Annotated in this window: 25 protein-coding genes; 19 read left to right on the top strand and 6 right to left on the bottom strand. The window is 57.0% G+C overall.

Annotation, left to right across the window (positions count from 1 at the left end; genetic code table 11):
* Positions 1-47: 47 nt before the first annotated feature.
* A complete protein-coding gene (gene mnmC / locus KGP25_RS16710; RefSeq protein ID WP_223539313.1) occupies positions 48-2,045 on the bottom strand; it encodes a bifunctional tRNA (5-methylaminomethyl-2-thiouridine)(34)-methyltransferase MnmD/FAD-dependent 5-carboxymethylaminomethyl-2-thiouridine(34) oxidoreductase MnmC in 1,998 nt (665 codons plus the stop codon).
* A gap of 158 nt (positions 2,046-2,203) precedes the next feature.
* Here mnmC and fabB point away from each other — a divergent pair, with 158 nt between their 5' ends.
* Both fabB and KGP25_RS16700 read left to right on the top strand, forming a co-directional pair.
* On the top strand, positions 2,204-3,421 hold the full coding sequence (fabB, locus tag KGP25_RS16705; protein WP_014832795.1) for a beta-ketoacyl-ACP synthase I: 1,218 nt from the start codon (positions 2,204-2,206) through the stop codon (positions 3,419-3,421).
* A gap of 207 nt (positions 3,422-3,628) precedes the next feature.
* Positions 3,629-4,807 carry an MFS transporter gene (locus KGP25_RS16700; RefSeq protein ID WP_223539312.1) on the top strand — a complete coding sequence of 393 codons (1,179 nt, stop codon included), beginning with the start codon at positions 3,629-3,631 and terminating at the stop codon, positions 4,805-4,807.
* A 90-nt stretch (positions 4,808-4,897) separates the two neighbouring features.
* Here KGP25_RS16700 and flk read toward each other — a convergent pair whose 3' ends face one another.
* The gene (gene flk, locus KGP25_RS16695) at positions 4,898-5,902 is read right to left on the bottom strand and encodes a flagella biosynthesis regulator Flk (protein WP_063622179.1); all 1,005 of its coding nucleotides are present in this window, start codon (positions 5,900-5,902) and stop codon (positions 4,898-4,900) included.
* 113 nt (positions 5,903-6,015) lie between these two features.
* Between flk and pdxB the strand changes: the two genes are divergently transcribed.
* The 15 genes from pdxB (at position 6,016) to hisP (ending at position 20,037) form a co-directional block, all read left to right on the top strand.
* Complete coding sequence (gene pdxB / locus KGP25_RS16690) at positions 6,016-7,152, top strand: 4-phosphoerythronate dehydrogenase PdxB (protein WP_223539311.1); 1,137 nt, start codon at positions 6,016-6,018, stop codon at positions 7,150-7,152.
* Positions 7,153-7,219: 67 nt separating this feature from the next.
* Positions 7,220-8,233 carry an aspartate-semialdehyde dehydrogenase gene (locus KGP25_RS16685; protein WP_024908943.1) on the top strand — a complete coding sequence of 338 codons (1,014 nt, stop codon included), beginning with the start codon at positions 7,220-7,222 and terminating at the stop codon, positions 8,231-8,233.
* Positions 8,233-9,045 (top strand): tRNA pseudouridine(38-40) synthase TruA, encoded by an 813-nt coding sequence (gene truA / locus KGP25_RS16680; protein ID WP_223539310.1) that lies wholly within the window; start codon positions 8,233-8,235, stop codon positions 9,043-9,045. The genes KGP25_RS16685 and truA overlap by 1 nt, the downstream gene beginning before the upstream one ends.
* 28 nt (positions 9,046-9,073) lie before the next feature.
* Positions 9,074-9,733, top strand: a complete 660-nt coding sequence (locus KGP25_RS16675) for a DedA family protein (protein WP_008502599.1) — start codon at positions 9,074-9,076, stop codon at positions 9,731-9,733.
* A gap of 154 nt (positions 9,734-9,887) precedes the next feature.
* On the top strand, positions 9,888-10,793 hold the full coding sequence (gene accD / locus KGP25_RS16670; RefSeq protein WP_023312564.1) for an acetyl-CoA carboxylase, carboxyltransferase subunit beta: 906 nt from the start codon (positions 9,888-9,890) through the stop codon (positions 10,791-10,793).
* A gap of 70 nt (positions 10,794-10,863) precedes the next feature.
* A complete protein-coding gene (folC, locus tag KGP25_RS16665) occupies positions 10,864-12,132 on the top strand; it encodes a bifunctional tetrahydrofolate synthase/dihydrofolate synthase (protein WP_196365139.1) in 1,269 nt (422 codons plus the stop codon).
* Positions 12,122-12,820 carry a cell division protein DedD gene (gene dedD / locus KGP25_RS16660; RefSeq protein WP_045908737.1) on the top strand — a complete coding sequence of 233 codons (699 nt, stop codon included), beginning with the start codon at positions 12,122-12,124 and terminating at the stop codon, positions 12,818-12,820. Before folC ends, dedD begins: the two co-directional genes overlap by 11 nt.
* Positions 12,821-12,985: 165 nt before the next feature.
* Entirely contained in the window at positions 12,986-13,474 is a 489-nt protein-coding gene (cvpA, locus tag KGP25_RS16655) for a colicin V production protein (RefSeq protein ID WP_000262116.1), read from the top strand.
* A gap of 33 nt (positions 13,475-13,507) precedes the next feature.
* On the top strand, positions 13,508-15,025 hold the full coding sequence (gene purF, locus KGP25_RS16650; RefSeq protein WP_021241570.1) for an amidophosphoribosyltransferase: 1,518 nt from the start codon (positions 13,508-13,510) through the stop codon (positions 15,023-15,025).
* 89 nt (positions 15,026-15,114) lie between these two features.
* Entirely contained in the window at positions 15,115-15,684 is a 570-nt protein-coding gene (locus tag KGP25_RS16645) for a UbiX family flavin prenyltransferase (protein WP_048224260.1), read from the top strand.
* A gap of 291 nt (positions 15,685-15,975) precedes the next feature.
* Positions 15,976-16,758 (top strand): lysine/arginine/ornithine ABC transporter substrate-binding protein ArgT, encoded by a 783-nt coding sequence (gene argT / locus KGP25_RS16640; RefSeq protein WP_023616063.1) that lies wholly within the window; start codon positions 15,976-15,978, stop codon positions 16,756-16,758.
* 226 nt (positions 16,759-16,984) lie between these two features.
* The gene (gene hisJ, locus KGP25_RS16635; protein WP_008502592.1) at positions 16,985-17,767 is read left to right on the top strand and encodes a histidine ABC transporter substrate-binding protein HisJ; all 783 of its coding nucleotides are present in this window, start codon (positions 16,985-16,987) and stop codon (positions 17,765-17,767) included.
* 88 nt (positions 17,768-17,855) lie between these two features.
* The gene (locus tag KGP25_RS16630) at positions 17,856-18,542 is read left to right on the top strand and encodes a histidine ABC transporter permease HisQ (protein ID WP_014832782.1); all 687 of its coding nucleotides are present in this window, start codon (positions 17,856-17,858) and stop codon (positions 18,540-18,542) included.
* Positions 18,539-19,255, top strand: coding sequence for an ABC transporter permease (locus KGP25_RS16625; RefSeq protein ID WP_008502590.1), 717 nt, complete (start codon positions 18,539-18,541; stop codon positions 19,253-19,255). The genes KGP25_RS16630 and KGP25_RS16625 overlap by 4 nt, the downstream gene beginning before the upstream one ends.
* An 8-nt stretch (positions 19,256-19,263) precedes the next feature.
* On the top strand, positions 19,264-20,037 hold the full coding sequence (gene hisP, locus KGP25_RS16620; RefSeq protein WP_045908735.1) for a histidine ABC transporter ATP-binding protein HisP: 774 nt from the start codon (positions 19,264-19,266) through the stop codon (positions 20,035-20,037).
* A gap of 98 nt (positions 20,038-20,135) precedes the next feature.
* Here the strand turns inward: hisP and KGP25_RS16615 are convergent, their stop codons facing one another.
* From KGP25_RS16615 to yfcG, 4 genes are all read right to left on the bottom strand, one after another.
* A complete protein-coding gene (locus tag KGP25_RS16615) occupies positions 20,136-20,645 on the bottom strand; it encodes a GNAT family N-acetyltransferase (RefSeq protein WP_048029674.1) in 510 nt (169 codons plus the stop codon).
* 44 nt (positions 20,646-20,689) lie between these two features.
* Positions 20,690-21,583, bottom strand: a complete 894-nt coding sequence (locus KGP25_RS16610; RefSeq protein WP_223539309.1) for a TIGR01777 family oxidoreductase — start codon at positions 21,581-21,583, stop codon at positions 20,690-20,692.
* Between the two features lie 13 nt (positions 21,584-21,596).
* A complete protein-coding gene (gene folX / locus KGP25_RS16605; RefSeq protein ID WP_023616057.1) occupies positions 21,597-21,965 on the bottom strand; it encodes a dihydroneopterin triphosphate 2'-epimerase in 369 nt (122 codons plus the stop codon).
* A 75-nt stretch (positions 21,966-22,040) separates the two neighbouring features.
* A complete protein-coding gene (yfcG, locus tag KGP25_RS16600) occupies positions 22,041-22,670 on the bottom strand; it encodes a GSH-dependent disulfide bond oxidoreductase (RefSeq protein WP_048029675.1) in 630 nt (209 codons plus the stop codon).
* 140 nt (positions 22,671-22,810) lie between these two features.
* Between yfcG and yfcF the strand changes: the two genes are divergently transcribed.
* Complete coding sequence (gene yfcF / locus KGP25_RS16595; protein ID WP_223539308.1) at positions 22,811-23,455, top strand: glutathione transferase; 645 nt, start codon at positions 22,811-22,813, stop codon at positions 23,453-23,455.
* Positions 23,456-23,511: 56 nt separating this feature from the next.
* On the top strand, positions 23,512-24,063 hold the full coding sequence (gene yfcE, locus KGP25_RS16590; RefSeq protein WP_063622172.1) for a phosphodiesterase: 552 nt from the start codon (positions 23,512-23,514) through the stop codon (positions 24,061-24,063).
* The last annotated feature ends 22 nt before the right edge of the window (positions 24,064-24,085 follow it).

The raw sequence follows: 24,085 nt of genomic DNA, 5'->3' as shown, positions 1-24,085 counted from the left end.
CCCTCTCCCTGTGGGAGAGGGTTAGGGTGAGGGCACCAGACCGCGCCCTACTTAACCTTCTTCCCCTTCAGCAGTTTCCGTACCCATAATCGATTCGGATTCAGACCCGCAAGCGTGACCCTGTCCAGCGGAATCGGCTCGTCGCTCATCTGCGCGGCTAACACTTCGGCCAGCAGCGGGGCAGAGCACAGCCCGCGGGAACCCAGTCCGCCCAGCATAAACAGCTCTGGATAGACCGGTGAAGTCACCGCCGTTTCCTGGTGTTCAGCCAGATCCTCATAGGCCGCAAGCGTCGCCTCGTAGTCCGGCACGTTGCCCGCCATCGGCAGATGATCGCGGGTGGCGCAGCGCACGCCGCAGCGCGCGTCACCCTCGCTAACGTCGACCTCTTGCGCCCACGCCGCATCCGGGAAACAGTCAATCAGGCGCTGGCGGTTCTGCAACTGATCCGCCTCGCTGTAGTGCATCTCCGTTTCGCCACGATGATAGCTGGCCCCGATGCAGTGATGGCCGTTAGAGGGATTTTGCGGCGTCAGATAGCCGTCATAGCACAGCACCTGAAGCAGTTTGCTCAGTTCGGGGGAGGACGGAATGTGGCTTACCTGGCCGCCGACCGGATAAACCGGCAACGTTTCTGTCTGGATAAACTGGCTGATGTGATGCCCGTTTGCCAGCACAACGCTGGCATGGCTTACGGCTTTGCCATCAGCAAAACGCAGATTCCAGCGCTCGCTTCGGCTCAGCGATTCAACGGTGTGAGCATAATGCGCCGTCAGCCCGCGCGACTGCGCCAGGGCAATGACCGCCGCGGTCAGTTCAGCCGGGCACAGCCAGCCGCCGAGCGGATACTGAATGCCCCCACACCCGGTTTCCACGCCAGCGGTGTCTTTCACCTCTTGCGCGCTCACCGCGCGGGCAATCTCTTCGGGCAGGCCCAGAGAGAGCATCTGCGCGATCTTCTGCTGGCTCTTTTCATCCCAGCCAAGCTGCGTGACGCCGCACCAGTCATGGTCGAACGCCACCGGAAGCGCGTCATACAGGCGACGGGCGAAGGTAAACGCTGCCGGGAAAAACTGGAACAGGGCCGGGTCGTGCGCGCTTAAAAGCGGATAGAGCGCCCCCTGACGGTTGCCGGACGCGCCGCTGGCGGGCGCGTCGTCAGCGCAGTAGAGCGTGACCTGCCAGCCGCGCTGCAGAAGCGCGAGCGAGAGCAGGGCGCTGGCGATCCCGCCGCCAACGATCGCCACGTCGCGCGATGCGCTCGCGCGGCGCGCAAACCAGGGCGTCTGAGCGGGGATGTCCAGCGTCTGCTCCATCCTGCCGACCAGCATGTCGCGTTTGCGGCCAAAGCCTTTGGTCTTCTGCATGGTAAAGCCCGCCTCCTGCAACCCACGGCGGACAAAGCCCGCCGAGGTGAAGGTGGCAAGCGTTGCGCCAGGGCGAGCCAGCCGCGCCATCGCGTTAAACAGATGCTGGCTCCACATGTCCGGGTTTTTGGCAGGGGCAAAACCGTCCAGGAACCACGCGTCGACCTTCTGATTCATCGAATCATCGAGCCTGTCGGTCAGGTCGTTGATGTCGCCGAGCCATAAGTCCAGCGTGACGCGTCCGTCGTCCAGCATCAGACGATGACAGCCGCCGATGTGGGGCGGCCACTGCGCCTCAAGCTGCTCCGCCCAGGGCGCAAGCTCCGGCCAGCGCTGGTGGGCAAGCCGCAGATCGTGCGCGGTGAGCGGGAATTTTTCGAAACTGATGAAATGTAATCTTTGTAGCGTAGCCTCGGGGTGAGCAGCGTGGAACTGGTTAAACGCCTGCCAGAGGGTTAAAAAATTCAGCCCGGTACCGAATCCACTTTCCGCGACCACAAACAGGCTCCGCGGGTGCGCCGGGAAGCGGGTACTGAGCTGGTTTCCGTCGAGGAAAACATAGCGAGTTTCTTCGAGTCCGTTATCATTAGAAAAATAGACATCATCAAAATCTCGGGAAACAGGTGTACCCTCAGCGTTGAATTCGAGGTTGGCGGGTTGTATAGCGTTTTGTTTCACGTAAGTTACTCGTCTGACAGGCAGTGGCACGATCTTAACGATGTGAGTCCATCGGTGCAAATTTCCGCAGAAAATGTCTGATCGGACTTGTTCGGCGTACAAGTGTACGCTATTGTGCGACTCGAAACTTACTATAGTGCGACTTACAGAGGTATTGAATGAAACGTGCAGTGATTACTGGCCTGGGCATTGTTTCCAGCATCGGTAATAACCAGCAGGAAGTCCTGGCATCTCTGCGTGAAGGACGCTCCGGGATCACTTTCTCTGAAGAGTTTAAAGATTCAGGTATGCGTAGCCACGTATGGGGTAACGTCAAACTGGACACCACCGGTTTGATTGACCGCAAAGTGGTTCGTTTCATGAACGATGCCTCTATTTATGCTTATCTCTCCATGCAGGAAGCGATCAAAGATTCTGGCCTGAGCGAAGAGGTTTATCAGAACAACCCGCGCGTGGGTTTGATCGCTGGTTCCGGCGGCTCATCTAAAGCGCAGGTATTTGGTGCTGACGCAATGCGTAGCCCGCGTGGTCTGAAAGCGGTAGGTCCGTACGTGGTGACTAAAGCCATGGGTTCTGCGGTTTCCGCATGCCTGGCGACCCCGTTCAAAATCCATGGTGTGAACTACTCCATCAGCTCTGCGTGTGCGACTTCCGCGCACTGCATCGGTAATGCTGTTGAGCAGATCCAGTTGGGTAAACAGGACATCGTATTTGCTGGCGGCGGCGAAGAGCTGGGCTGGGAAATGGCCTGCGAATTCGACGCGATGGGCGCACTGTCCACCAAGTACAATGAGACCCCGGACAAAGCTTCCCGTACCTACGATGCGCACCGTGACGGTTTCGTTATCGCGGGCGGCGGCGGTATGGTTGTGGTTGAAGAGCTGGAGCACGCCCTGGCACGTGGTGCGCACATCTATGCTGAGATCGTGGGCTACGGTGCAACGTCTGACGGCGCCGACATGGTTGCGCCATCCGGCGAAGGCGCGGTGCGCTGCATGAAGATGGCGATGCACGGCGTTGACACCCCAATCGACTACCTGAACTCTCACGGTACCTCTACGCCGGTAGGCGACGTGAAAGAGCTGGGTGCGATCCGCGAAGTCTTCGGCGACAACAGCCCGGCGATCTCTGCGACCAAAGCCATGACCGGTCACTCTCTGGGTGCGGCTGGCGTTCAGGAAGCGATCTACTCTCTGCTGATGCTGGAAAACGGCTTTATCGCCCCAAGCATCAATATCGAAGAGATGGACGAGCAGGCTGCTGGCCTGAACATCGTGACCAAACCAACGGAAGCGACGCTGACTACCGTCATGTCCAACAGCTTCGGTTTCGGCGGCACCAACGCCACGCTGGTCATGCGTAAGCTGAAAGCATAAGTTTTATGTTTGATTCAGAAGGGGAGCCATAAGGCTCCCTTTTTTATGCATTGACAAGCAGCTGATCTCACAGGCAAACTTCACCACTCAACATTATCCTCACGATAATGCGTAAGCGTTTAACGTCAACCAACGCACCTTAATCCTGATAATCAGGTAGAGGGGGCGTGGCATTTCCCCGCCTTACTCTTCATTTCGGAGTAAAGCATGACTGCAGTAACTCAAACAGAAACAACCCCTTCAGCGAACGTCTCGCTGTTCCGTATCGCCTTTGCGGTATTCCTGACCTATATGACCGTTGGCCTGCCGCTGCCGGTGATCCCGCTGTTCGTTCATCAGGAGCTGGGCTATGGCAACACCATGGTCGGCATTGCCGTGGGCATTCAGTTTTTAGCCACGGTATTAACCCGCGGATATGCCGGACGACTGGCGGATCAGCACGGTGCCAAACGCTCGGCGCTGCAGGGGATGTTTGCCTGCGGGCTGGCGGGCGGCGCCTGGCTGCTGGCGGCACTTCTGCCGGTCGACGCGGCGTATAAATTTGCGCTGCTGGTGCTGGGCCGTTTAATTCTTGGCTTCGGTGAAAGCCAGTTGCTGACCGGCACCCTGACCTGGGGAATGGGGCTGGTGGGGCCAGCACGTTCCGGCAAGGTGATGTCCTGGAACGGCATGGCCATCTACGGCGCGCTGGCCGCCGGTGCACCGCTTGGCCTGCTGATCAACAGCCAGTTTGGTTTTGCGGCGCTGGCTGCCACCACCATGGCGCTGCCGCTGGTGGCATGGGCGTTTAACGGCTCGGTGCGTAAGGTGCCCGCGCACAAAGGCGAGCGTCCTTCCCTGTGGAGCGTGGTCGGCCAAATCTGGCAGCCGGGCCTGGGCCTGGCGCTGCAGGGTGTGGGTTTTGCGGTAATAGGGACGTTCGTCTCGCTCTATTTTATGAGCCGCGGCTGGGCGATGGCCGGTTTTACGCTTACTGCGTTTGGCGGCGCGTTTGTTCTGATGCGCGTGCTTTTTGGCTGGATGCCGGATCGCTTTGGCGGCGTGACGGTGGCGGTGGCGTCGCTGGTCATTGAAACCATCGGTCTTCTGCTGTTGTGGAATGCATCCGTGGCATCCGTGGCGCTGCTGGGTGCGGCGCTGACCGGCTGCGGCTGTTCTCTGATCTTCCCGGCGCTGGGCGTTGAAGTGGTGAAGCGCGTGGCCCCGCAGGTGCGCGGGACGGCGCTCGGCGGCTATGCGGCGTTTCAGGATATCTCATACGGCGTTACCGGGCCGCTGGCCGGGCTGTTAGCGACCTCGTTTGGCTATCCGTCCGTCTTCCTGGCCGGTGCGGTTTCCGCGGTGGTGGGGATCGTGGTGACGCTGGTGGCGTTTCGCAGAACGTGAGTCTTTGTTGCCGGGTGGCGGCTGCGCCTTACCCGGCCTACGGTTCGAGCCGTTGTAGGCCCGGTAAGCGCAGCGCCACCGGGCAAAATATCAGGCAACCAGCCAGAAAATCGCCAGCGCAATCAGCAGTGCAATAAACATCAATCCCGGGCGCGCAGAAAGTGTTCTGAAGGTCTCCACGACCGGTGCAAACAGCGGGCTGTAAATCGGCTGAACATTTCTCACCTCCGGCACGCCGCCTTCGCGCTCGGCGCGGCGAACGAAGATCTGGTTGAGCAGGTCCTGCACTTGCGCGGTAGTCAGTACCGTCTGCGGCGTGGCCTGCCAGTTTTGCTGGGCATAATCCCGAATCACCTCGAACTCGTGCGGCTCAAGCGGCTGTTTCAGTGCGGCCTGGACAGTATGCAGAGTCGGGGCGCTCTGGGTGCTGAGCGTCTGGCGTGCCTGGAGCCAGGTCACCAGATGGGTAAACTGTTTGGCCGGGATCAGCTCGCCCGCCTTCACGCCGGACAGCTCCAGCATGGATTGCCAGATGAGCTTCGTCGGCTCGCCGGTGGCCGCGGCCAGCTTGGTCACCATCTGCTTGAGCGTATTGTGCTCGGCGGGCAGCAGCGGACGCTCGGTCGCCGGACGTACCTGCGGCTGCGGAATCGACAGCTCATTGTTCTGCAGCAGCGTCAGCACGGTTTTAAGCTGATCGGGCGTCAGCTGGCCCAGCGCGGTCTGACCATACTGCTGGCGAATAAAATCACTCACCGCCTGGCGGTTATTTCCCTGGCCCAGCAGCTCCGTCAGCTGAGAAACAATCTGGCGCGTGGTGTGGTTCTGCTGCGCGGTCGTAATACGCTGGTTCAGGTTTTGCTCGGCAGCGGGGAAATGACGCGACTGCAGCGGTGCGTCGTTCCTCACGCCTAAATCATGCTTCACCCCGGCCCAGACTTCCGCGTTTTGCTGCGAAGTCAGCGCAATCAGGCGCGTGATCAGTCGCTCCAGCACGGTGCGCTGTTGCGTGGATAGCGGTTGTTCACCGGCAACGTTTGGCGTGACAGGGCCTTCACCCGGAGGGCGTGGCGGCGTACCTGAAATGGGCTGCATCGTCAAAAATCCTTAAAGTCAAAACTCAGCGTAAACCTGGCAGACGTATATGCCTGGCGGCCAGATTATGGCACACTTGGCAGGTTTTCTTCCTCTCAAACAGGTACTCAGACGTGAAAATCCTCGTTGATGAAAATATGCCTTACGCCCGTGAGCTGTTTAGCCGCCTGGGTAACGTTAAGGCTGTTCCTGGTCGCCCAATCCCGGTCAACGAACTGGACGACGCCGACGCCCTGATGGTGCGCTCGGTGACCAAAGTAAATGAGGCGTTGCTCGCCGGTAAGGCGGTTAAGTTCGTTGGGACCGCAACGGCAGGGACCGATCATGTGGATGATAAATGGCTGAAGCAGGCCGGAATCGGTTTCTCCGCCGCTCCGGGCTGTAACGCGATTGCCGTCGTGGAATACGTTTTCTCCTCGCTGCTGATGCTGGCCGAGCGCGACGGGTTTGCGCTGAAAGACCGCACCGTGGGGATTGTCGGCGTGGGTAACGTCGGCGGGCGCCTGCAAAAGCGCCTGGAAGCGTTAGGGATCCGTACGCTGCTGTGCGATCCGCCGCGCAAAGACAACGGCGATGACGGGGATTTCCGCTCGCTGGACGAGCTGGTTGAACAGTGTGACGTGCTGACGTTCCACACGCCGCTGTTTAAAGAGGGGCCGTATAAGTCGCTGCATCTTGCCGATGAGGCGCTCATTCGCCGTCTGAAGGCTGGCACTATTCTGATAAATGCCTGTCGTGGTCCGGTAGTCGATAACGCCGCGCTGCTGACGTGTCTGAACGAAGGACAAGACCTCAGCGTGGTGCTGGACGTCTGGGAGCCGGAGCCGGACCTCAACGTTGAGCTGCTTAACAAGGTGGACGTGGGCACCGCACATATCGCCGGTTATGCCCTCGAAGGGAAAGCCCGCGGCACGACGCAGGTCTTCGAGGCCTACAGCGCCTTTATCGGTCACCCGCAGCAGGTGGCGCTGGATACCTTACTTCCCGCGCCTGAATTTGGCCGCATTACCCTTCACGGCCCGCTCGATCAGGCAACGCTGAAAAGGCTGGTGCATTTAGTGTATGATGTGCGCCGCGATGATGCGCTGCTGCGTAAAGTGGCGGGGATCCCGGGTGAGTTTGATAAGCTGCGCAAGCACTACGTTGAGCGCCGCGAGTGGTCTTCCCTGTATGTCATGTGCGACGACGCGTCGGCGGCGACGCTGCTGCACAAGCTGGGGTTTAACGCCGTTCATCACCCGGCGCATTAATGTCTTCTTAATGCTCCCTGTCGGATACTCCGACAGGGACGCTTTTTTATTTCTGGAGTAAACCACCATGTCTGAAGGCTGGAACATTGCCATTTTAGGTGCCACGGGTGCCGTGGGCGAAGCCCTGCTCGAAACGCTTGCTGAGCGTCAGTTCCCGGTGGGCGATATCTATGCGCTGGCGCGAACGGATAGCGCGGGTGAGCATCTGCGTTTTAACAGTAAATCCGTCATGGTTCAGGATGCGGCGGCGTTCGACTGGACGCAGGCGCAGCTGGCGTTTTTCGCCGCAGGCGCTGAAGCCACTGCGGCGTACGTTGAAGAGGCGACCAACGCAGGCTGCCTGGTCATCGACCTGAGCGGCCTGTTCTCCATGGAGCCGGATGTGCCGCTGGTGGTGCCGGACGTGAACCCGTTTGTGCTGGCTGATTACCGCAACCGTAACGTCATTGCGGTACCGAACAGCCTGACCAGCCAGCTGCTGACCGCCCTGAAACCGCTGATCGACGACGGCGGCCTGTCGCGCATTACCGTCACCAGTCTGCTGTCCGCGTCCGCAAACGGCAAAAAGGCCGTTGACGCGCTGGCCGGGCAGAGCGCGAAGCTGCTGAACGGCATTCCGATTGACGAAGATGATTTCTTTGGCCGCCAGCTGGCGTTCAACATGCTGCCGCTGCTGCCGGACCGCGAGGGTTCCGTGCGCGAAGAACGTCGTATCGTTGATGAGGTACGTAAAATTCTGCAGGACGATGGCCTGATGATCTCCGCAAACGTCGTGCAGTCCCCGGTCTTCTACGGTCACGCGCAGATGGTCGGCTTTGAAGCGCTGCGTCCCCTCGCGGCAGAAGAGGCGCGCGATGCGTTTGGCCGCGGGGAAGATATCGTCCTCTCTGAAGAGAGCGAGTTCCCGACCCAGGTGGGCGATGCCACCGGCAGCGCGCATCTTTCCGTTGGCTGCGTACGTAACGACTACGGTATGCCGGAGCAGGTCCAGTTCTGGTCCGTTGCCGACAACGTTCGTTTCGGCGGCGCGCTGATGGCGGTCAAGATCGCTGAAAAACTGGTGCAGGAGTACCTGTACTGATGTCAGACGTGGAACAAAAGCCGGTTCATAAAATTGCCCTCGGTATTGAGTACGATGGCAGTAAATATTATGGCTGGCAGCGTCAGAATGAGGTGCGCAGCGTCCAGGAGAAGCTGGAGAAAGCGCTCTCTCAGGTGGCAAACGAGCCGATTAACGTCCTGTGCGCAGGCCGTACGGATGCGGGCGTTCACGGCACGGGGCAGGTGGTGCACTTTGAAACCACCGCCATGCGTAAGGATGCCGCCTGGACGCTGGGTGTAAATGCGAATTTGCCTGGTGACATTGCGGTGCGCTGGGTGAAAGCTGTGCCGGATGATTTTCACGCGCGCTTCAGCGCCACCGCGCGTCGCTACCGTTATGTCATCTACAATCAGCGTCTGCGTCCGGCGGTGTTAAGCCAGGGCGTGACGCATTTTTATGAACCGCTCGATGCGGAACGTATGCATCGCGCGGCGCAGTGTCTGATTGGGGAGAATGACTTTACCTCGTTTCGTGCGGTGCAGTGTCAGTCCCGCACGCCGTGGCGTAACGTCATGCACATCAACGTCAGCCGTTTTGGCGCGTATGTGGTGGTGGATATCAAAGCCAATGCCTTTGTACATCATATGGTGCGGAATATTGTGGGCAGCCTGATGGAAGTGGGTGCCGGACACCAGCCGGAGAGCTGGATTGCAGACCTGCTGGCAGCGAAGGACAGAACGCTTGCGGCAGCCACGGCGAAAGCGGAAGGGTTGTATCTGGTCTCGGTAGACTATCCGGATCGGTTTGACCTGCCGAAACCGCCAATGGGTCCGCTGTTTTTAGCGGACTAAACAAAGGTGCAATTAGGGCTTAGACAATATGGACGTAATTCGTTTTTTAATTGATTTCATCCTGCATATTGATGTTCACCTGGCGGAGCTGGTCGCGCAGTATGGCGTCTGGGTTTACGCTATTCTGTTCCTCATTCTGTTCTGTGAAACCGGGCTGGTTGTAACCCCGTTCCTGCCGGGGGATTCTCTGCTGTTCGTTGCCGGGGCGTTATCGGCGCTGCCCACCAACGATCTGAACGTGCATCTTATGGTGGTGCTGATGGTGATTGCCGCCATCGTCGGTGATGCGGTCAACTACACGATTGGACGCGTATTCGGTGAGCGGCTGTTCAGTAATCCGGATTCAAAAATTTTCCGTCGCAGCTATTTAGACAAAACCCATGCGTTTTATGAACGCCATGGCGGAAAAACCATTATCCTTGCGCGCTTTGTGCCTATTGTGCGCACATTTGCACCGTTTGTGGCGGGAATGGGACATATGTCCTATCGTCATTTTGCCATGTATAACGTCGTGGGGGCGCTGTTGTGGGTGCTGCTGTTTACCTATGCAGGCTACCTGTTTGGCGATCTCCCGGTGGTTCAGGAAAATCTTAAGTTACTGATTGTAGCGATTATTGTGCTTTCCGTACTGCCGGGCGTTATCGAAATCATTCGTCATAAACGTGCGGCGGCAAAGCAAGCGAAGTAAATGCACACTGGCGGTTCGACCACTTTTTTATCCAAAGTTTCGGGCTGTTATGTTTTAATGTGCAACATTCATGGTCTGTTGGAGGCAAAAATGGCATTATTCGCCTCTTATAGCAAAACTGGCATACGACCAGGTTCAGGCAGAAAGGTTATCAATGAGCTGGATTGAACGAATTAAAAGCAACATTACCCCAACGCGTAAAGCGAGCATTCCTGAAGGGGTATGGACGAAGTGTGATAGCTGCGGCCAGGTTCTGTATCGCGCAGAGCTGGAGCGCAACCTTGAGGTGTGTCCGAAGTGTGACCACCATATGCGTATGTCGGCGCGCAACCGCCTGCATAGCCTGCTGGACGAAGGTTCTCTGGTAGAACTGGGCAGCGAGCTTGAGCCAAAAGACGTGCTGAAGTTCCGCGATTCCAAAAAATATAAAGATCGTCTGGCCTCTGCACAGAAAGAGACCGGCGAGAAAGACGCGCTGGTCGTCATGAAAGGCACCCTGCACGGGATGCCGGCTGTTGCCGCTGCGTTTGAGTTCTCCTTTATGGGCGGCTCAATGGGCTCCGTGGTCGGTGCGCGCTTCGTGCGTGCCGTTGAGCAGGCGCTGGAAGACAACTGTCCGCTGATCTGCTTCTCTGCTTCCGGCGGTGCGCGCATGCAGGAAGCGCTGATGTCGCTGATGCAGATGGCAAAAACCTCTGCAGCGCTGGCGAAGATGCAGGAGCGCGGTCTGCCGTATATCTCCGTGCTGACCGACCCAACCATGGGCGGCGTTTCCGCGAGCTTCGCGATGCTGGGCGATCTGAACATCGCTGAGCCAAAAGCGCTGATCGGCTTTGCGGGTCCTCGCGTTATCGAGCAGACCGTTCGTGAAAAACTGCCGCCGGGCTTCCAGCGCAGTGAGTTCCTCATCGAGAAAGGCGCCATCGATATGATCGTCCGCCGTCCGGAAATGCGCCTGAAGCTGGCGAGCATCCTGGCGAAGCTGATGAATCTGCCAGCGCCGAACCCGGATGAACCGCGCGAAGGCGTGGTGGTACCGGATCAGGAACCCGAGGCCTGATAACTGAAAAGGGCAGGGCCGGTTGGCGCTGCCCTTTTGCTTTCTAATCTGTTAATGACAACCGGGCATTATGGAAAATAAAAGCATTCCCCAAGCCACGTCGCCCCTGGCCGCGTGGCTTTCTTATCTGGAAAACCTGCACAGTAAAACCATCGATATGGGGCTTGAACGCGTAAGCCAGGTTGCGGCGCGTCTTGACGTGCTCAAACCGGCGCCTTTCGTGTTCACCGTCGCGGGAACCAACGGCAAAGGCACGACCTGCCGTACGCTGGAATCCGTCCTGATGGCGGCGGGTTACAGGGTTGGCGTTTACAGCTCCCCACACCTGGTACGCTACACCGAGCGGGTTCGCGTACAGAACCGCGAGCTGCCGGAATCCGCGCATACGGCGTCGTTTGCTGAAATTGAAGCCGCACGCGGTGAGATCTCATTAACCTATTTTGAATACGGCACCCTGTCGGCCCTGTGGCTGTTTAAACAGGCGCAGCTGGATGTGGTGATCCTTGAGGTCGGTCTCGGCGGACGTCTTGATGCGACCAATATCGTGGATGCGGACGTGGCGGTGGTGACTTCCATCGCGCTGGATCATGTCGACTGGCTGGGGCCCGATCGTGAAAGTATCGGCCGCGAGAAGGCCGGTATTTTCCGGGCAAATAAGCCCGCGGTGGTTGGCGAGCCGGATATGCCGCATACCATTGCTGACGTGGCGAACGAGAAGGGCGCGCAGCTGCTGCGCCGCGGTGTTGACTGGCAGTATGAGGTTCAGGACAACGGCTGGCGCTTTAGCGATGCGCAGGGGGCGCTCGACAACCTGCCGCTGCCCCAGGTGCCGCAGCCAAACGCAGCCACCGCGCTGGCGGCACTGCGCGCCAGCGGCCTCGTGGTCAGCGAACAGGCGATCCGCGAGGGCATACAAAACGCGATTCTGCCCGGACGTTTCCAGATTGTGAGCGAGTCACCGCGCCTGATCCTGGATGTGGCGCACAACCCCCATGCTGCGGCGTATCTCGCGGGACGTCTCAAATCGTTACCAAAAACCGGGCGCGTGCTGGCGGTTATCGGTATGCTTCATGATAAAGATATCGGCGGGACGCTGGCCTGCATGGAGAGTGTGGTCGATAGCTGGTATTGTGCTCCTCTGGAGGGGCCGCGCGGCGCGACGGCTGAGCAGCTGATGGAACATCTCGGCAAAGGCGCAATCTACAGTAGCGTGGCGCAGGCCTGGCATGCCGCGATGGCGGATGCTAAACCAGAAGATACCGTGCTGGTGTGTGGTTCATTCCACACGGTGGCACATGTCATGGAAGTGATGGACGCGGGGAGAACCGGTGGCGAGTAAGTTTCAGAACCGTTTAACAGGAACCATTGTGCTGGTCGCGCTCGGGGTGATTATTCTTCCCGGGCTGCTCGACGGGCAGAAAAAGCATTATCAGGATGAGTTTGCCGCGATTCCGCTGGTGCCGAAACCGGGTGACCGCGATGAGCCGGATATGCTGCCCGCGGCGACGCAGGCGCTGCCTGCTCAGCCACCGGAAGGCGCGGCGGAAGAGGTGCGCGCGGGTGATGCCGCCGCACCGTCGCTCGACCCGTCTCGCCTGGCGGCCACGAGCAACAGCGATATCGATCCTGTGCCGGTCGAGCAGCCTAAACCGGTTGAAAAACCGAAGCCGGTTGAGAAGCCGCAGCCGAAACCGCAGCGCGATAAAGCGGCAGAACAGCTCGCCGCGGCGTCAGAGACGCCTCCGCCAGCAAAACCGACGCAGCAGGACGCTGCTGCCCCAACGGGTAAAGCCTACGTGGTGCAGCTCGGTGCATTGAAAAATGCCGATAAAGTTAACGAGGTCGTAAGCAAACTGCGCAGTGCGGGATATCGTGTTTACACTTCACCTTCCACGCCGGTGCAGGGTAAAATTACCCGTATCCTCGTGGGGCCAGAAGCGTCTAAAGACAAACTGAAAGGGTCGCTGGGTGAACTGAAGCAGATCTCCGGCCTGAGCGGTGTGGTGATGGGCTACAGCGCAAACTAAGTACGACCTGCTCCTTTAAGAGAGAGGCGATAAGCCACGGCGTTGAACATTTTTTCAGCGCCTTTTTTATTTACGCGCGGGAAGGAAATCCCTACGCAAACGTTTTCTTTTTCTGTTAGAATTCGCCCCGAACTGGATGACAGGGCGTTAAATCGTGGGACACATATGGTCTGGATTGATTACGCCATCATTGCGGTGATTGGTTTTTCCTGTCTGGTTAGCCTGATCCGTGGCTTTGTTCGTGAAGCGTTATCGCTGGTGACCTGGGGTTGTGCTTTCTTTGTCGCCAGTCATTACTACACTTACCTGTCTGTCTGGTTCACGGGCTTTGAAGATGAACTGGTCCGAAATGGAATCGCTATCGCGGTGCTGTTTATCGCAACGCTGATTGTCGGCGCTATCGTGAATTACGTGATAGGTCAGCTGGTCGAGAAAACCGGTCTGTCAGGAACGGACAGGGTGCTCGGGATCTGTTTCGGGGCATTACGAGGCGTGCTGATTGTGGCCGCGATCCTGTTCTTCCTGGATACCTTCACCGGGTTCTCCAAAAGTGAAGACTGGCAGAAATCGCAGCTCATTCCAGAGTTCAGCTTCATCATCAGATGGTTCTTTGACTATCTGCAAAGCTCGTCGAGTTTTTTGCCCAGGGCATAAACCCTGAGATGTGGCTTAACGAGGAAAAGACGAATGTGCGGTATTGTCGGTATCGCCGGTTTCATGCCGGTAAACCAGTCGATTTATGACGCGTTAACGGTGCTTCAGCACCGTGGGCAGGATGCTGCGGGTATCATCACCATTGATGCAAACAACTGCTTCCGTTTACGTAAGGCGAATGGCCTGGTAAACGATGTGTTTGAAGCCCGCCATATGCAGCGTCTGCAAGGTAATATGGGGATCGGTCACGTTCGTTATCCTACTGCTGGCAGTTCCAGCGCCTCTGAGGCACAGCCTTTCTACGTCAACTCACCGTATGGCATCACCCTTGCTCATAACGGCAACCTGACCAACGCGCATGAACTGCGCAAAAAGCTGTTCGAAGAGAAACGTCGCCACATTAACACCACCTCTGATTCTGAAATCCTGCTCAATGTGTTCGCCAGCGAGCTGGATAACTTCCGTCACTATCCGCTGGAAGCAGATAACATTTTTGCCGCGATTGCCGCGACAAACCGTCAGATCCGCGGCGCGTACGCCTGCGTGGCGATGATCATCGGTCACGGTATGGTCGCCTTCCGCGATCCAAACGGCATTCGTCCGCTGGTGCTCGGCAAGCGCGACCTCGGCGATGGCCGTACCGAATATATGGTTGCTTCTGAAAGCGTGGCGCTGGATACCCTGGGCTTTGAATTCCTGCGCGACGTGGCGCCGGGCGAAGCGGTCTACATCACCGAGAAGGGCCAGCTGTTTACCCGCCAGTGTGCCGACAACCCGGTCAGCAACCCGTGCCTGTTTGAATACGTTTACTTTGCCCGTCCGGATTCGTTCATCGACAAGATTTCCGTCTACAGCGCGCGCGTCAACATGGGCACGAAGCTCGGTGAGAAGATTGCCCGCGAGTGGGACGATCTGGACATCGACGTGGTGATTCCTATCCCGGAAACCTCCTGCGATATCGCGCTGGAGATCGCCCGCATTCTGGATAAGCCATACCGTCAGGGCTTCGTGAAGAACCGCTACGTTGGCCGCACGTTTATCATGCCGGGGCAGCATCTGCGCCGTAAGTCCGTGCGCCGCAAGCTGAACGCCAACCGCGCGGAATTCCGCGATAAGAACGTTCTGCTGGTGGATGACTCCATTGTTCGTGGCACCACCTCTGAGCAGATTATCGAGATGGCCCGCGAAGCGGGTGCGAAGAAAGTCTATCTGGCCTCTGCTGCGCCGGAGATTCGCTTCCCGAACGTGTACGGTATTGATATGCCAACCGCCAACGAGCTGATCGCTCACGGCCGTGAAGTTGATGAAATTCGCCAGATCATCGGCGCTGATGGCCTGATTTTCCAGGACCTGAACGATCTCATCGACGCGGTACGTGCCGAGAACCCAGAAATTCAGCAGTTTGAATGCTCCGTGTTCAACGGTATTTACGTGACCAAAGACGTTGACCAGCAGTATCTCGACTATCTTGATTCGCTGCGCAATGACGACGCCAAAGCCGTTCAGCTGCAGAACGATCTCGAAAGCTTAGAGATGCACAACGAAGGTTGATGCTCTGGCAGGTGAGGGCGTATGCCCTCACTTGCAACTCCCCGGAAAATCCTGCACAGTCTGCCCTGAAATCAGTAAGGGCGAAAATCATGAAACGACTCATAGTTGGGCTCAGCGGTGCCAGCGGCGCGATTTACGGCGTACGTTTGTTACAGGTTCTGCGTAACGTGGCGGACGTCGAAACCCATCTGGTGATGAGCCAGGCGGCGCGGCAGACCCTCTCTCTGGAAACCGATCTCTCCCTGCGCGATGTTCAGGCGCTGGCGGATGTCGTTCACGATGCCCGTGATATCGCTGCCAGCATCTCCTCAGGCTCGTTTAAAACAGCCGGCATGGTTATCCTGCCCTGTTCAATTAAAACGCTCTCCGGCATTGTGAATAGCTATACGGACACCCTGGTGACGCGTGCGGCGGATGTGGTACTGAAGGAGCGGCGTCCTCTGGTGCTGTGCGTGCGGGAAACGCCGCTGCACCTGGGCCATCTGCGCTTAATGACGCAGGCTGCGGAGCTGGGCGCGGTCATCATGCCGCCGGTACCCGCGTTCTACCATCGCCCGCAAACGCTGGACGACGTCATCAATCAGACGGTTAACCGGGTGCTCGATCAGTTTGACATCGACCTGCCCGACGATCTCTTCACCCGCTGGCAGGGTGCCTGAATCTGTGCACAAACCAGGTGCATGAAAAGACAAGTTGCCCTGTTTCAGGGCAATTATGCAACGGCGATCATATCCTCGACATTTAATTCGTTTTTTCCCTTTTTCTCTCTCCGGTTCGTTCGGCAGACCTGCTATCTTTCACCATTAAGGCAATATCGCAACGTTTTATTAACATATTTAACGTCGAAGTTTTGACCAGACGGCAATGTGGCATAAGACCTGCAAGATGAAGCCTGCAACACAACACACAACACAATACATAATAAAATCACGGTACTTGAGGGTAAATGTATGAAGAAGACGGTTCTGGCTCTGTCTTTGCTCGTGGGGTTAAGTGCGGCAGCAGGTAGCTACGCAGCGCTTCCACAGACGGTACGTATCGGTACAGACGCAACCTACGCGCCATTCTCTTCCAAGGATGCGAAAGGCGATTTCGTGGGGTTTGATATCGATCTGGGTAATGAAATGTGCAAGCGTATTGCGGTGAAATGCACATGGGTGGGCAGCGACTTTGACGCGTTAATTCCGTCGCTGAAAGCCAAGAAAATCGACGCCATTATCTCTTCTCTCTCCATCACCGAAAAACGCCAGCAGGAGATTGCCTTCTCTGACAAGCTCTACGCCGCGGATTCTCGCCTGATTGCCCCTAAAGGCTCCCCGATTAAGCCCACCATCGACTCGCTGAAAGGCAAACACGTCGGCGTGCTTCAGGGTTCGACGCAGGAAGGCTATGCCAATGCTAACTGGCGTGAGAAGGGCGTAGACGTGGTGGCTTATCAGAACCAGGATCTGATTTACTCTGACCTGGCGGCAGGCCGTCTGGATGCCGCATTCCAGGATGAAGTCGCCGCGAGCGAAGGCTTCCTGAAGCAGCCTGCGGGCAAAGAATTCGCGTTTGCAGGCCCGTCGGTGAAAGACAAAAAGTACTTTGGTGACGGCACCGGGATTGGCCTGCGTAAGGATGATACCGAGCTGAAAGCCGCCTTTGACAAAGCCTTTGCGGAGCTGCGTAAAGACGGTACTTACGACAAACTGGCGAAGAAATACTTCGACTTCAACGTATACGGTGAATAACACCTGGCGGTAACGCACCGTTACGGTGCGTTACGGGAGCGGTTGACCCAATACGGTGCATGTGTTGCACCGTATTGGATCGCTTTGTGCATACTTACGCATTTATAATGCAAAAATTCCCGCCTGAAAGGCATTAATCTTTGCCTGACTGAGGGGATTAATGGCACATTAGCACCACCCCGTCGTCGTAAAAATCCCGTATGAAGACAGTTTGTTGAGGACAAATATGAAAAAACTCGTGTTGTCATTATCACTGGTACTGGCCTTTTCCAGCGCCACCGCGGCATTCGCAGCTATTCCGCAGAAAATTCGCATTGGTACCGATCCAACCTATGCGCCGTTCGAATCGAAGAATTCAAAGGGTGAACTGGTCGGTTTTGACATCGATCTGGCCAATGAGCTGTGCAAACGCATCAAAGCACAGTGTACCTACGTTGAGAACCCGCTGGATGCGCTGATCCCTTCCCTGAAAGCGAAAAAAATCGACGTGATCATGTCCTCCCTCTCCATCACCGAAAAACGCCAGCAGGAGATTGCCTTCACCGACAAACTCTACGCGGCCGATTCACGTCTGGTGGTGGCGAAATCGTCTGACATTCAGCCAACGCTGGAGTCGCTGAAGGGCAAACGCGTGGGCGTGCTGCAGGGCACTACCCAGGAAACCTACGGTAACGAACACTGGGCACCGAAGGGGATTGAAATTGTCTCCTATCAGGGCCAGGAAAATATCTACGCTGACCTGACGGCGGGCCGTATTGATGCCGCATTCCAGGATGAAGTCGCGGCTAGCGAAGGCTTCCTGAAAACGCCGGTAGGTAAAGATTACAAGTTTGGCGGCCCGTCCATTAAGGATGTGAAGTTGTTTGGTGTGGGCACCGGTATGGGTCTGCGCAAAGAAGACAACGAGCTGCGTGAGGCGCTGAACAAAGCGTTTGCTGAAATGCGCGCTGACGGCACCTACGACAAGCTGGCGAAAAAGTACTTTGATTTTAATGTTTACGGCGGCTAATCGCCCCGTCATATAACGTGCGGCCCCTCCCACGGCGGGAGGGGAAAAGACACGGTTCCACCACTCACGATACGACAGGGCTCGCGGTATGCTGTACGGATTTTCTGGCGTTATTTTACAGGGCGCGCTTGTCACCCTTGAGCTGGCTATCAGCTCCGTGGTGCTGGCGGTGCTGATAGGTCTGGCAGGCGCAGGGGCGAAGCTTTCAGCTAACAAACCGCTGGCGCTGATCTTTGAAGGCTACACCACGCTTATTCGCGGCGTTCCCGATCTGGTGCTGATGCTGCTTATCTTTTACGGTCTGCAGATTGCGCTGAACAGCGTGACGGACGCGATGGGCATGGGACAAATTGATATCGACCCAATGGTGGCCGGTATTATTACCCTCGGTTTTATCTACGGCGCCTACTTCACCGAAACCTTCCGCGGTGCTTACATGGCCGTGCCGAAAGGTCACATTGAGGCGGCAACCGCATTTGGTTTTACCTCATCACAAACGTTTCGTCGGATTATGTTCCCGGCCATGATGCGCTATGCGCTCCCGGGCATCGGCAACAACTGGCAGGTTATCCTGAAAGCGACAGCGCTGGTCTCGCTGCTCGGTCTGGAAGACGTCGTGAAAGCGACTCAACTGGCGGGCAAGAGTACCTGGGAGCCGTTCTACTTTGCGGTGGTCTGTGGCGTGATTTATCTGGTCTTTACGACCGTCTCCAATGGTGTGCTGCTTCTGCTCGAGCGTCGCTACTCCGTGGGTGTGAAGAGGGCTGACCTGTGATTGAGATTATTCAGGAATACTGGAAATCGCTGCTGTGGACGGATGGCTACCGCTTTACCGGCGTGGCGATTACGCTCTGGCTGCTGATCTCCTCCGTAGTGATGGGCGGTATTCTGGCGGTGTTTCTTGCCATTGGCCGCGTGTCGAACAATAAATTTATCCAGTTCCCGATCTGGCTCTTCACCTACGTGTTTCGCGGTACGCCGCTGTACGTGCAGCTGCTGGTGTTCTATTCGGGGATGTACACGCTTGAGATCGTAAAAGGCACTGAGATGCTGAATGCGTTCTTCCGCAGCGGTCTGAACTGTACGGTGCTGGCGTTGACGCTCAACACCTGCGCCTACACCACCGAGATTTTCGCGGGGGCTATTCGCTCTGTCCCTTACGGTGAGATTGAAGCCGCGCGGGCCTACGGCTTCTCGTCGGTGAAACTGTACCGCTGCATTATTCTGCCGTCGGCCTTGCGTATCGCGTTACCGGCGTACAGTAATGAGGTGATTTTGATGCTGCACTCGACCGCGCTTGCCTTTACCGCGACGGTGCCGGATCTGCTTAAAATTGCGCGCGATATTAACTCCGCGACCTATCAGCCGTTTACCGCGTTTGGCATTGCGGCGGTGCTCTATTTAATTATCTCTTATGTTCTGATTAGCCTGTTCCGTAAGGCTGAAAAACGCTGGTTGCAGCATATAAAACCTTCTTCGACGCACTGAGAAAGATGATGGCTGAGAACAAATTAAACGTTATTGATTTGCACAAACGCTACGGCGAACATGAAGTGCTGAAAGGGGTGTCGCTGCAGGCTAACGCGGGCGACGTGATCAGTATCATCGGCTCATCCGGCTCGGGTAAAAGTACCTTCCTGCGCTGCATTAACTTCCTGGAAAAGCCGAGCGAAGGCTCGATTGTGGTGAGCGGGCAGAACATCAACCTGGTGCGTGACAAAGACGGCCAGCTGAAGGTGGCCGATAAGCACCAGCTGCGTCTGCTGCGTACGCGCCTGACGATGGTGTTCCAGCATTTTAACCTCTGGAGCCACATGACGGTGCTGGAGAACGTGATGGAAGCGCCGGTTCAGGTGCTTGGCCTGAGCAAGCATGAAGCCCGCGAGCGCGCGGTGAAATACCTGGCAAAAGTGGGCATCGACGAGCGCCAGCAGATGAAATACCCGGTGCATCTCTCCGGCGGTCAGCAGCAGCGAGTCTCCATCGCCCGCGCGCTGGCGATGGAACCCGAGGTGCTGCTGTTCGACGAACCGACCTCCGCGCTCGACCCGGAACTCGTTGGCGAAGTGCTGCGCATCATGCAGAAGCTGGCTGAAGAGGGCAAAACGATGGTGGTGGTGACGCACGAGATGGGCTTCGCCCGTAACGTCTCGAACCACGTGATTTTCCTGCACCAGGGGAAAATTGAAGAGCAGGGGCATCCGGACGAGGTGCTGGCGAACCCGCAAAGCCCGCGTTTGCAGCAATTCCTGAAAGGCTCTCTGAAGTAAGAGGGCATCAGACCGCAGTGCAGGCCAATCGCCCGGTGGCGCTTCGCTTACCGGGCCTACAAAACCGTAGGCCGGGCAAACGCAGTGCCGCCCGGCATTCAGGCCGCACGACACTCCAGCCGGTACACCCAGTCGTCATAGCGCACGCCGTCAATCTCATACGCCTTTTCCAGCACCTGCATACGCACAAACCCGGCTTTCTCCAGCACCCGCACCGAACCGCCGTTGTCCGCCAGCACGTACGCGTTAATGGCCTTCACGCCAGTCTGGTTGAACGCGTAATCACACACCGCGCGCAGCGCCTCGCTGGCGATACCTTTCCCCTGCGCGGCGGGCACAACCGTATAACCGATATCCGCCTCTTCACGATTCTCTGCGCTGATTTGCAGGCCGATATCGCCCAGCGGCGTATCATCATCCCGGGCGCGAATGACAAACACATGAGCAGCAGCGAGTCGCGCGGCAAACACGCGTCGGGTCTCTTTTTCCGGGGCGATGGCGGCCATATAGCGCATGATGGCGCGATCTTCACGCAGCGAGCGGAAGAAGGCCCAGTCAGTGGGTTCGAAAGGGGTGAGGTGAAGCCGGGGTGTGGTGATGGTTGCCATTGTTATGCCATATCTTCGGAAAATGGCCTGTCACTGTACCATATTCACCCCACCACATCCCCCAGCGCCTCTTCTAATTCATACCAGCGGAACGCAAACCCGGCCGCTTCCAGTCGTTTTGGCAGCGCTCTCTGTCCGCCTAATACCAGAACAGACGCTTCACCCATCAGCAGACGAATGACCGTGGCAGGCACGCGCAAAATTGCCGGACGGTGCAGGGCATGCCCCAGCGCGTGAGCAAACTGTTCATTACGCACCGGATACGGCGCAACCATATTGAACGGCCCGCGCAGATCGTTATCCAGTAGCCAGAGAATCCCGTTGACCATATCGTCGATATGGATCCAGGCCATATACTGACGGCCATTACCAATGGGGCCCCCGAGTCCGAGCCTGAAAGGGGGAAGCATCTTCGCCAAAATGCCGCCTTTCGGTGCCAGAACGACACCGGTCCGCAGCAGGCAGACGCGGGTTCGATCGCTTTGCGCCGCACTGGCGATACGCTCCCACTGGGCACAGAGTTTGTGGGTAAACTCGTTATGGGGCGGCTCTTCCTCGGTCACCACCACCTCGCCAAGATCGCCGTAGTAGCCCACTGCGGAACCCGAAATCAGCACTGAAGGCGGCGTGTGGCTGTTGCGGATCAGCTCGACCAGCTTTTCGGTGATGTTCCACCGGCTGCTGCATAACAGCTGTTTTTGCTCTCCCGTCCAGCGTTTATCGGCGATGGGTTCACCCGCGAGGTTAATGACGGCGTCGAAGCCGTCCAGATTTTGCTGATCGGCCAGATTTTTCCAGATATCGACACCCGCCCCCAGCACCTGACGCGCTTTCTCCGGGCTGCGCGTGACCACGGTAATGTCGTGATGCAAGGCCTGCAGACGCGCAATGAGGTGACGACCAATCAGGCCTGTACCGCCGGTCAGCAAAATCTTCATACAACCTCCAGGTTTACGCCTGGCGCCGCCAGCTTAACGTCATGGAGACGGAATCGGCGTAGCGCAGGGCGTGAAGTTTATCGATCTCAACTTCAGCATAAGTGACCCAGTGATGTTCGCGTGCGATATCGAGCACATCCTGAGTTAATTTTTCCAGCAGAGAGAAGCGGTTATTCTCCACAAACTGGATAATGTTCTTGGTGATTGTGCGGTAGTTCAGCGCGTCATTGATATCTTCGCTGGCGCGCGCTTTGTCTGCGGGATAGTGAATCACCACGTTAATGACAATATCCTGACGGTTGGCGATCTCTTCCTCTTTGATACCGATAAAGGTACGCAGGCGTAAATTTTTTATACGAATAATGGCGTCTGGCTGTGACATTGCAGGTCTTCTCCGTGTCAGTATTTCCTGCCCATAATACATGAGTGCCTCACAGGCACCCAGCCTCATACCGGGTTAAATTTGCTGGATTTTTTGCATCGCCCGCTCGGTCGCCGGGCGGGTCCGGATGCGCTCGAACCAGTTGTTTACCGCCGGGTAAGAGGCCAGATCAATTCGGTGTTTTTCATGCGTATTCACCCATGGCCAGCAGGCGATATCGGCAATACTGTAATGATCGCCCCCGAGCCACGGCGTTTTCATCAGCCGACGGTTCAGAACGTCATAGAGCCGCTGCGTCTCGACCTGATAACGTTCTATCGCGTAAGGAATGGGTTGCGGGGCGTAAGCGGTAAAGTGATGATTTTGACCCAGCATGGGGCCCAGCCCGCTCGCCTGCCAGAAAAGCCACTGCAGGGTATGGTGACGCTCACGCAGCTCGCCGCTCAGCAGCTTGCCGGTTTTCTCTGCCAGATAGAGCAAAATTTCACCGGATTCAAACAGGCTCAACGGTCTGCCCCCGTCCGCCGGCTGGTTATCAATAATGGCCGGGATTTTATTGTTCGGCGAGATAGCCAGAAAAAGAGGGCTGAACTGTTCGCCTTTGCTGATATCCACACGAATGATCCTGTAATCCAGCTCGGCTTCTTCAAGAAAGAGGGTGATCTTATGGCCGTTTGGGGTAGGGGCGTAATAAAGGTCGATCATTCTCAACTCCTGTCCATGCGAAGAGTGGTGCCATGACAAATGAGTATAGGTGGTTGTTGTAAATCGTGAGTTTTCATCAAGTGACAGCGAGGCAAAGAGATTATATGTTGAGTAAAAACCGATCAGCCTATGAGGATGTTATGAACCAGCCCGTCATCACGTTGTGGTCCGATGCGAACTTCTTTTCCCCCTATGTTATGAGCGTATACGTTGCGCTGGCCGAAAAAGGGCTCACCTTTACGCTGAAGACCGTTGATCTTGACGGTGGTGAGCATCTTAAACCGCAGTGGCAGGGCTACGATCTGACCCGACGCGTGCCGGTGCTGGAGATTGATGGATTTGCCCTGAGCGAATCGTCGGCGATCGATGAGTATCTGGAAGATCGGTTCGCCCCCCCGGAGTGGGAACGTATCTATCCTCACGATCTGCAAAAGCGCGCCCGGGCGCGGCAGATCCAGGCGTGGCTGCGAAGCGATCTGGTGCCGATTCGCGTCGAACGCTCCACGGACGTTGTGTTTGCCGGGGTGAAAAAGCCAGCCCTCAGAGCAGAAGGTGCAGAAAGCGGGCAGAAGCTGATTGAAACCGCCACCTCGCTGCTCGCCCATGGCAACCCAAACCTGTTCGGCGAGTGGTGCATTGCCGATGCCGATCTGGCGTTGATGTTAAACCGCCTGATCCTCAACGGTGATGAGGTGCCGCAGCTGCTGGTGGATTATGCCGCGTTCCAGTGGCAGCGTGCCTCCGTGCAGCGCTATGTGGCACTCTCGGCTAAGCGCGCGGGCTGATAAGCCCTGCCGCTTCAGGTATCATGGGGGCAGTCTGTTTTCCCGAGGAGTGACTGATGAAACTGATGTTTGCGTCGGATATCCATGGATCGCTGCCCGCTACCGAGCGTGTCCTTTCCCTGTTTGCACAAAGCGGTGCGCAGTGGCTGATTATTTTGGGCGACGTGTTGAATCACGGCCCGCGCAACGCGCTGCCAGAGGGCTATGCCCCTGCGCAGGTCGCGGAAAAACTCAACCAGTTCGCCTCGCGCATCATTGCCGTTCGCGGCAACTGCGACAGCGAAGTGGACCAGATGCTGCTGCATTTCCCCCTTACCGCACCGTGGCAACAGGTGCTGCTTGAACAACACCGCCTGTTCCTGACCCACGGGCATCTTTTCAGCCCGGATAATCTTCCGGCCCTCGCGGCTGGCGATGTCCTGGTTTACGGTCATACTCATATTCCGGTTGCGGAAAAACGCGGTGAGATTTATCACTTTAACCCGGGCTCGGTCAGCATCCCAAAAGGCGGATATCCTGCGAGCTACGGCATGCTGGAAGGAAATACCCTGAGCGTTATCGCACTTAATGATCAGCAAGTTATTGCGCAGGTAGCGATTAATCCGTAAGTTACACCTCAACTGCAAACGC

The organism is Enterobacter sp. JBIWA003 (assembly GCF_019968825.1).
In the GTDB taxonomy this organism is placed as follows: Bacteria; Pseudomonadota; Gammaproteobacteria; order Enterobacterales; family Enterobacteriaceae; genus Enterobacter; species Enterobacter quasiroggenkampii.
The sequence above is the reverse complement of the archived record's forward strand: the minus strand, read 5'-3'. Positions and strand labels throughout refer to the sequence as shown.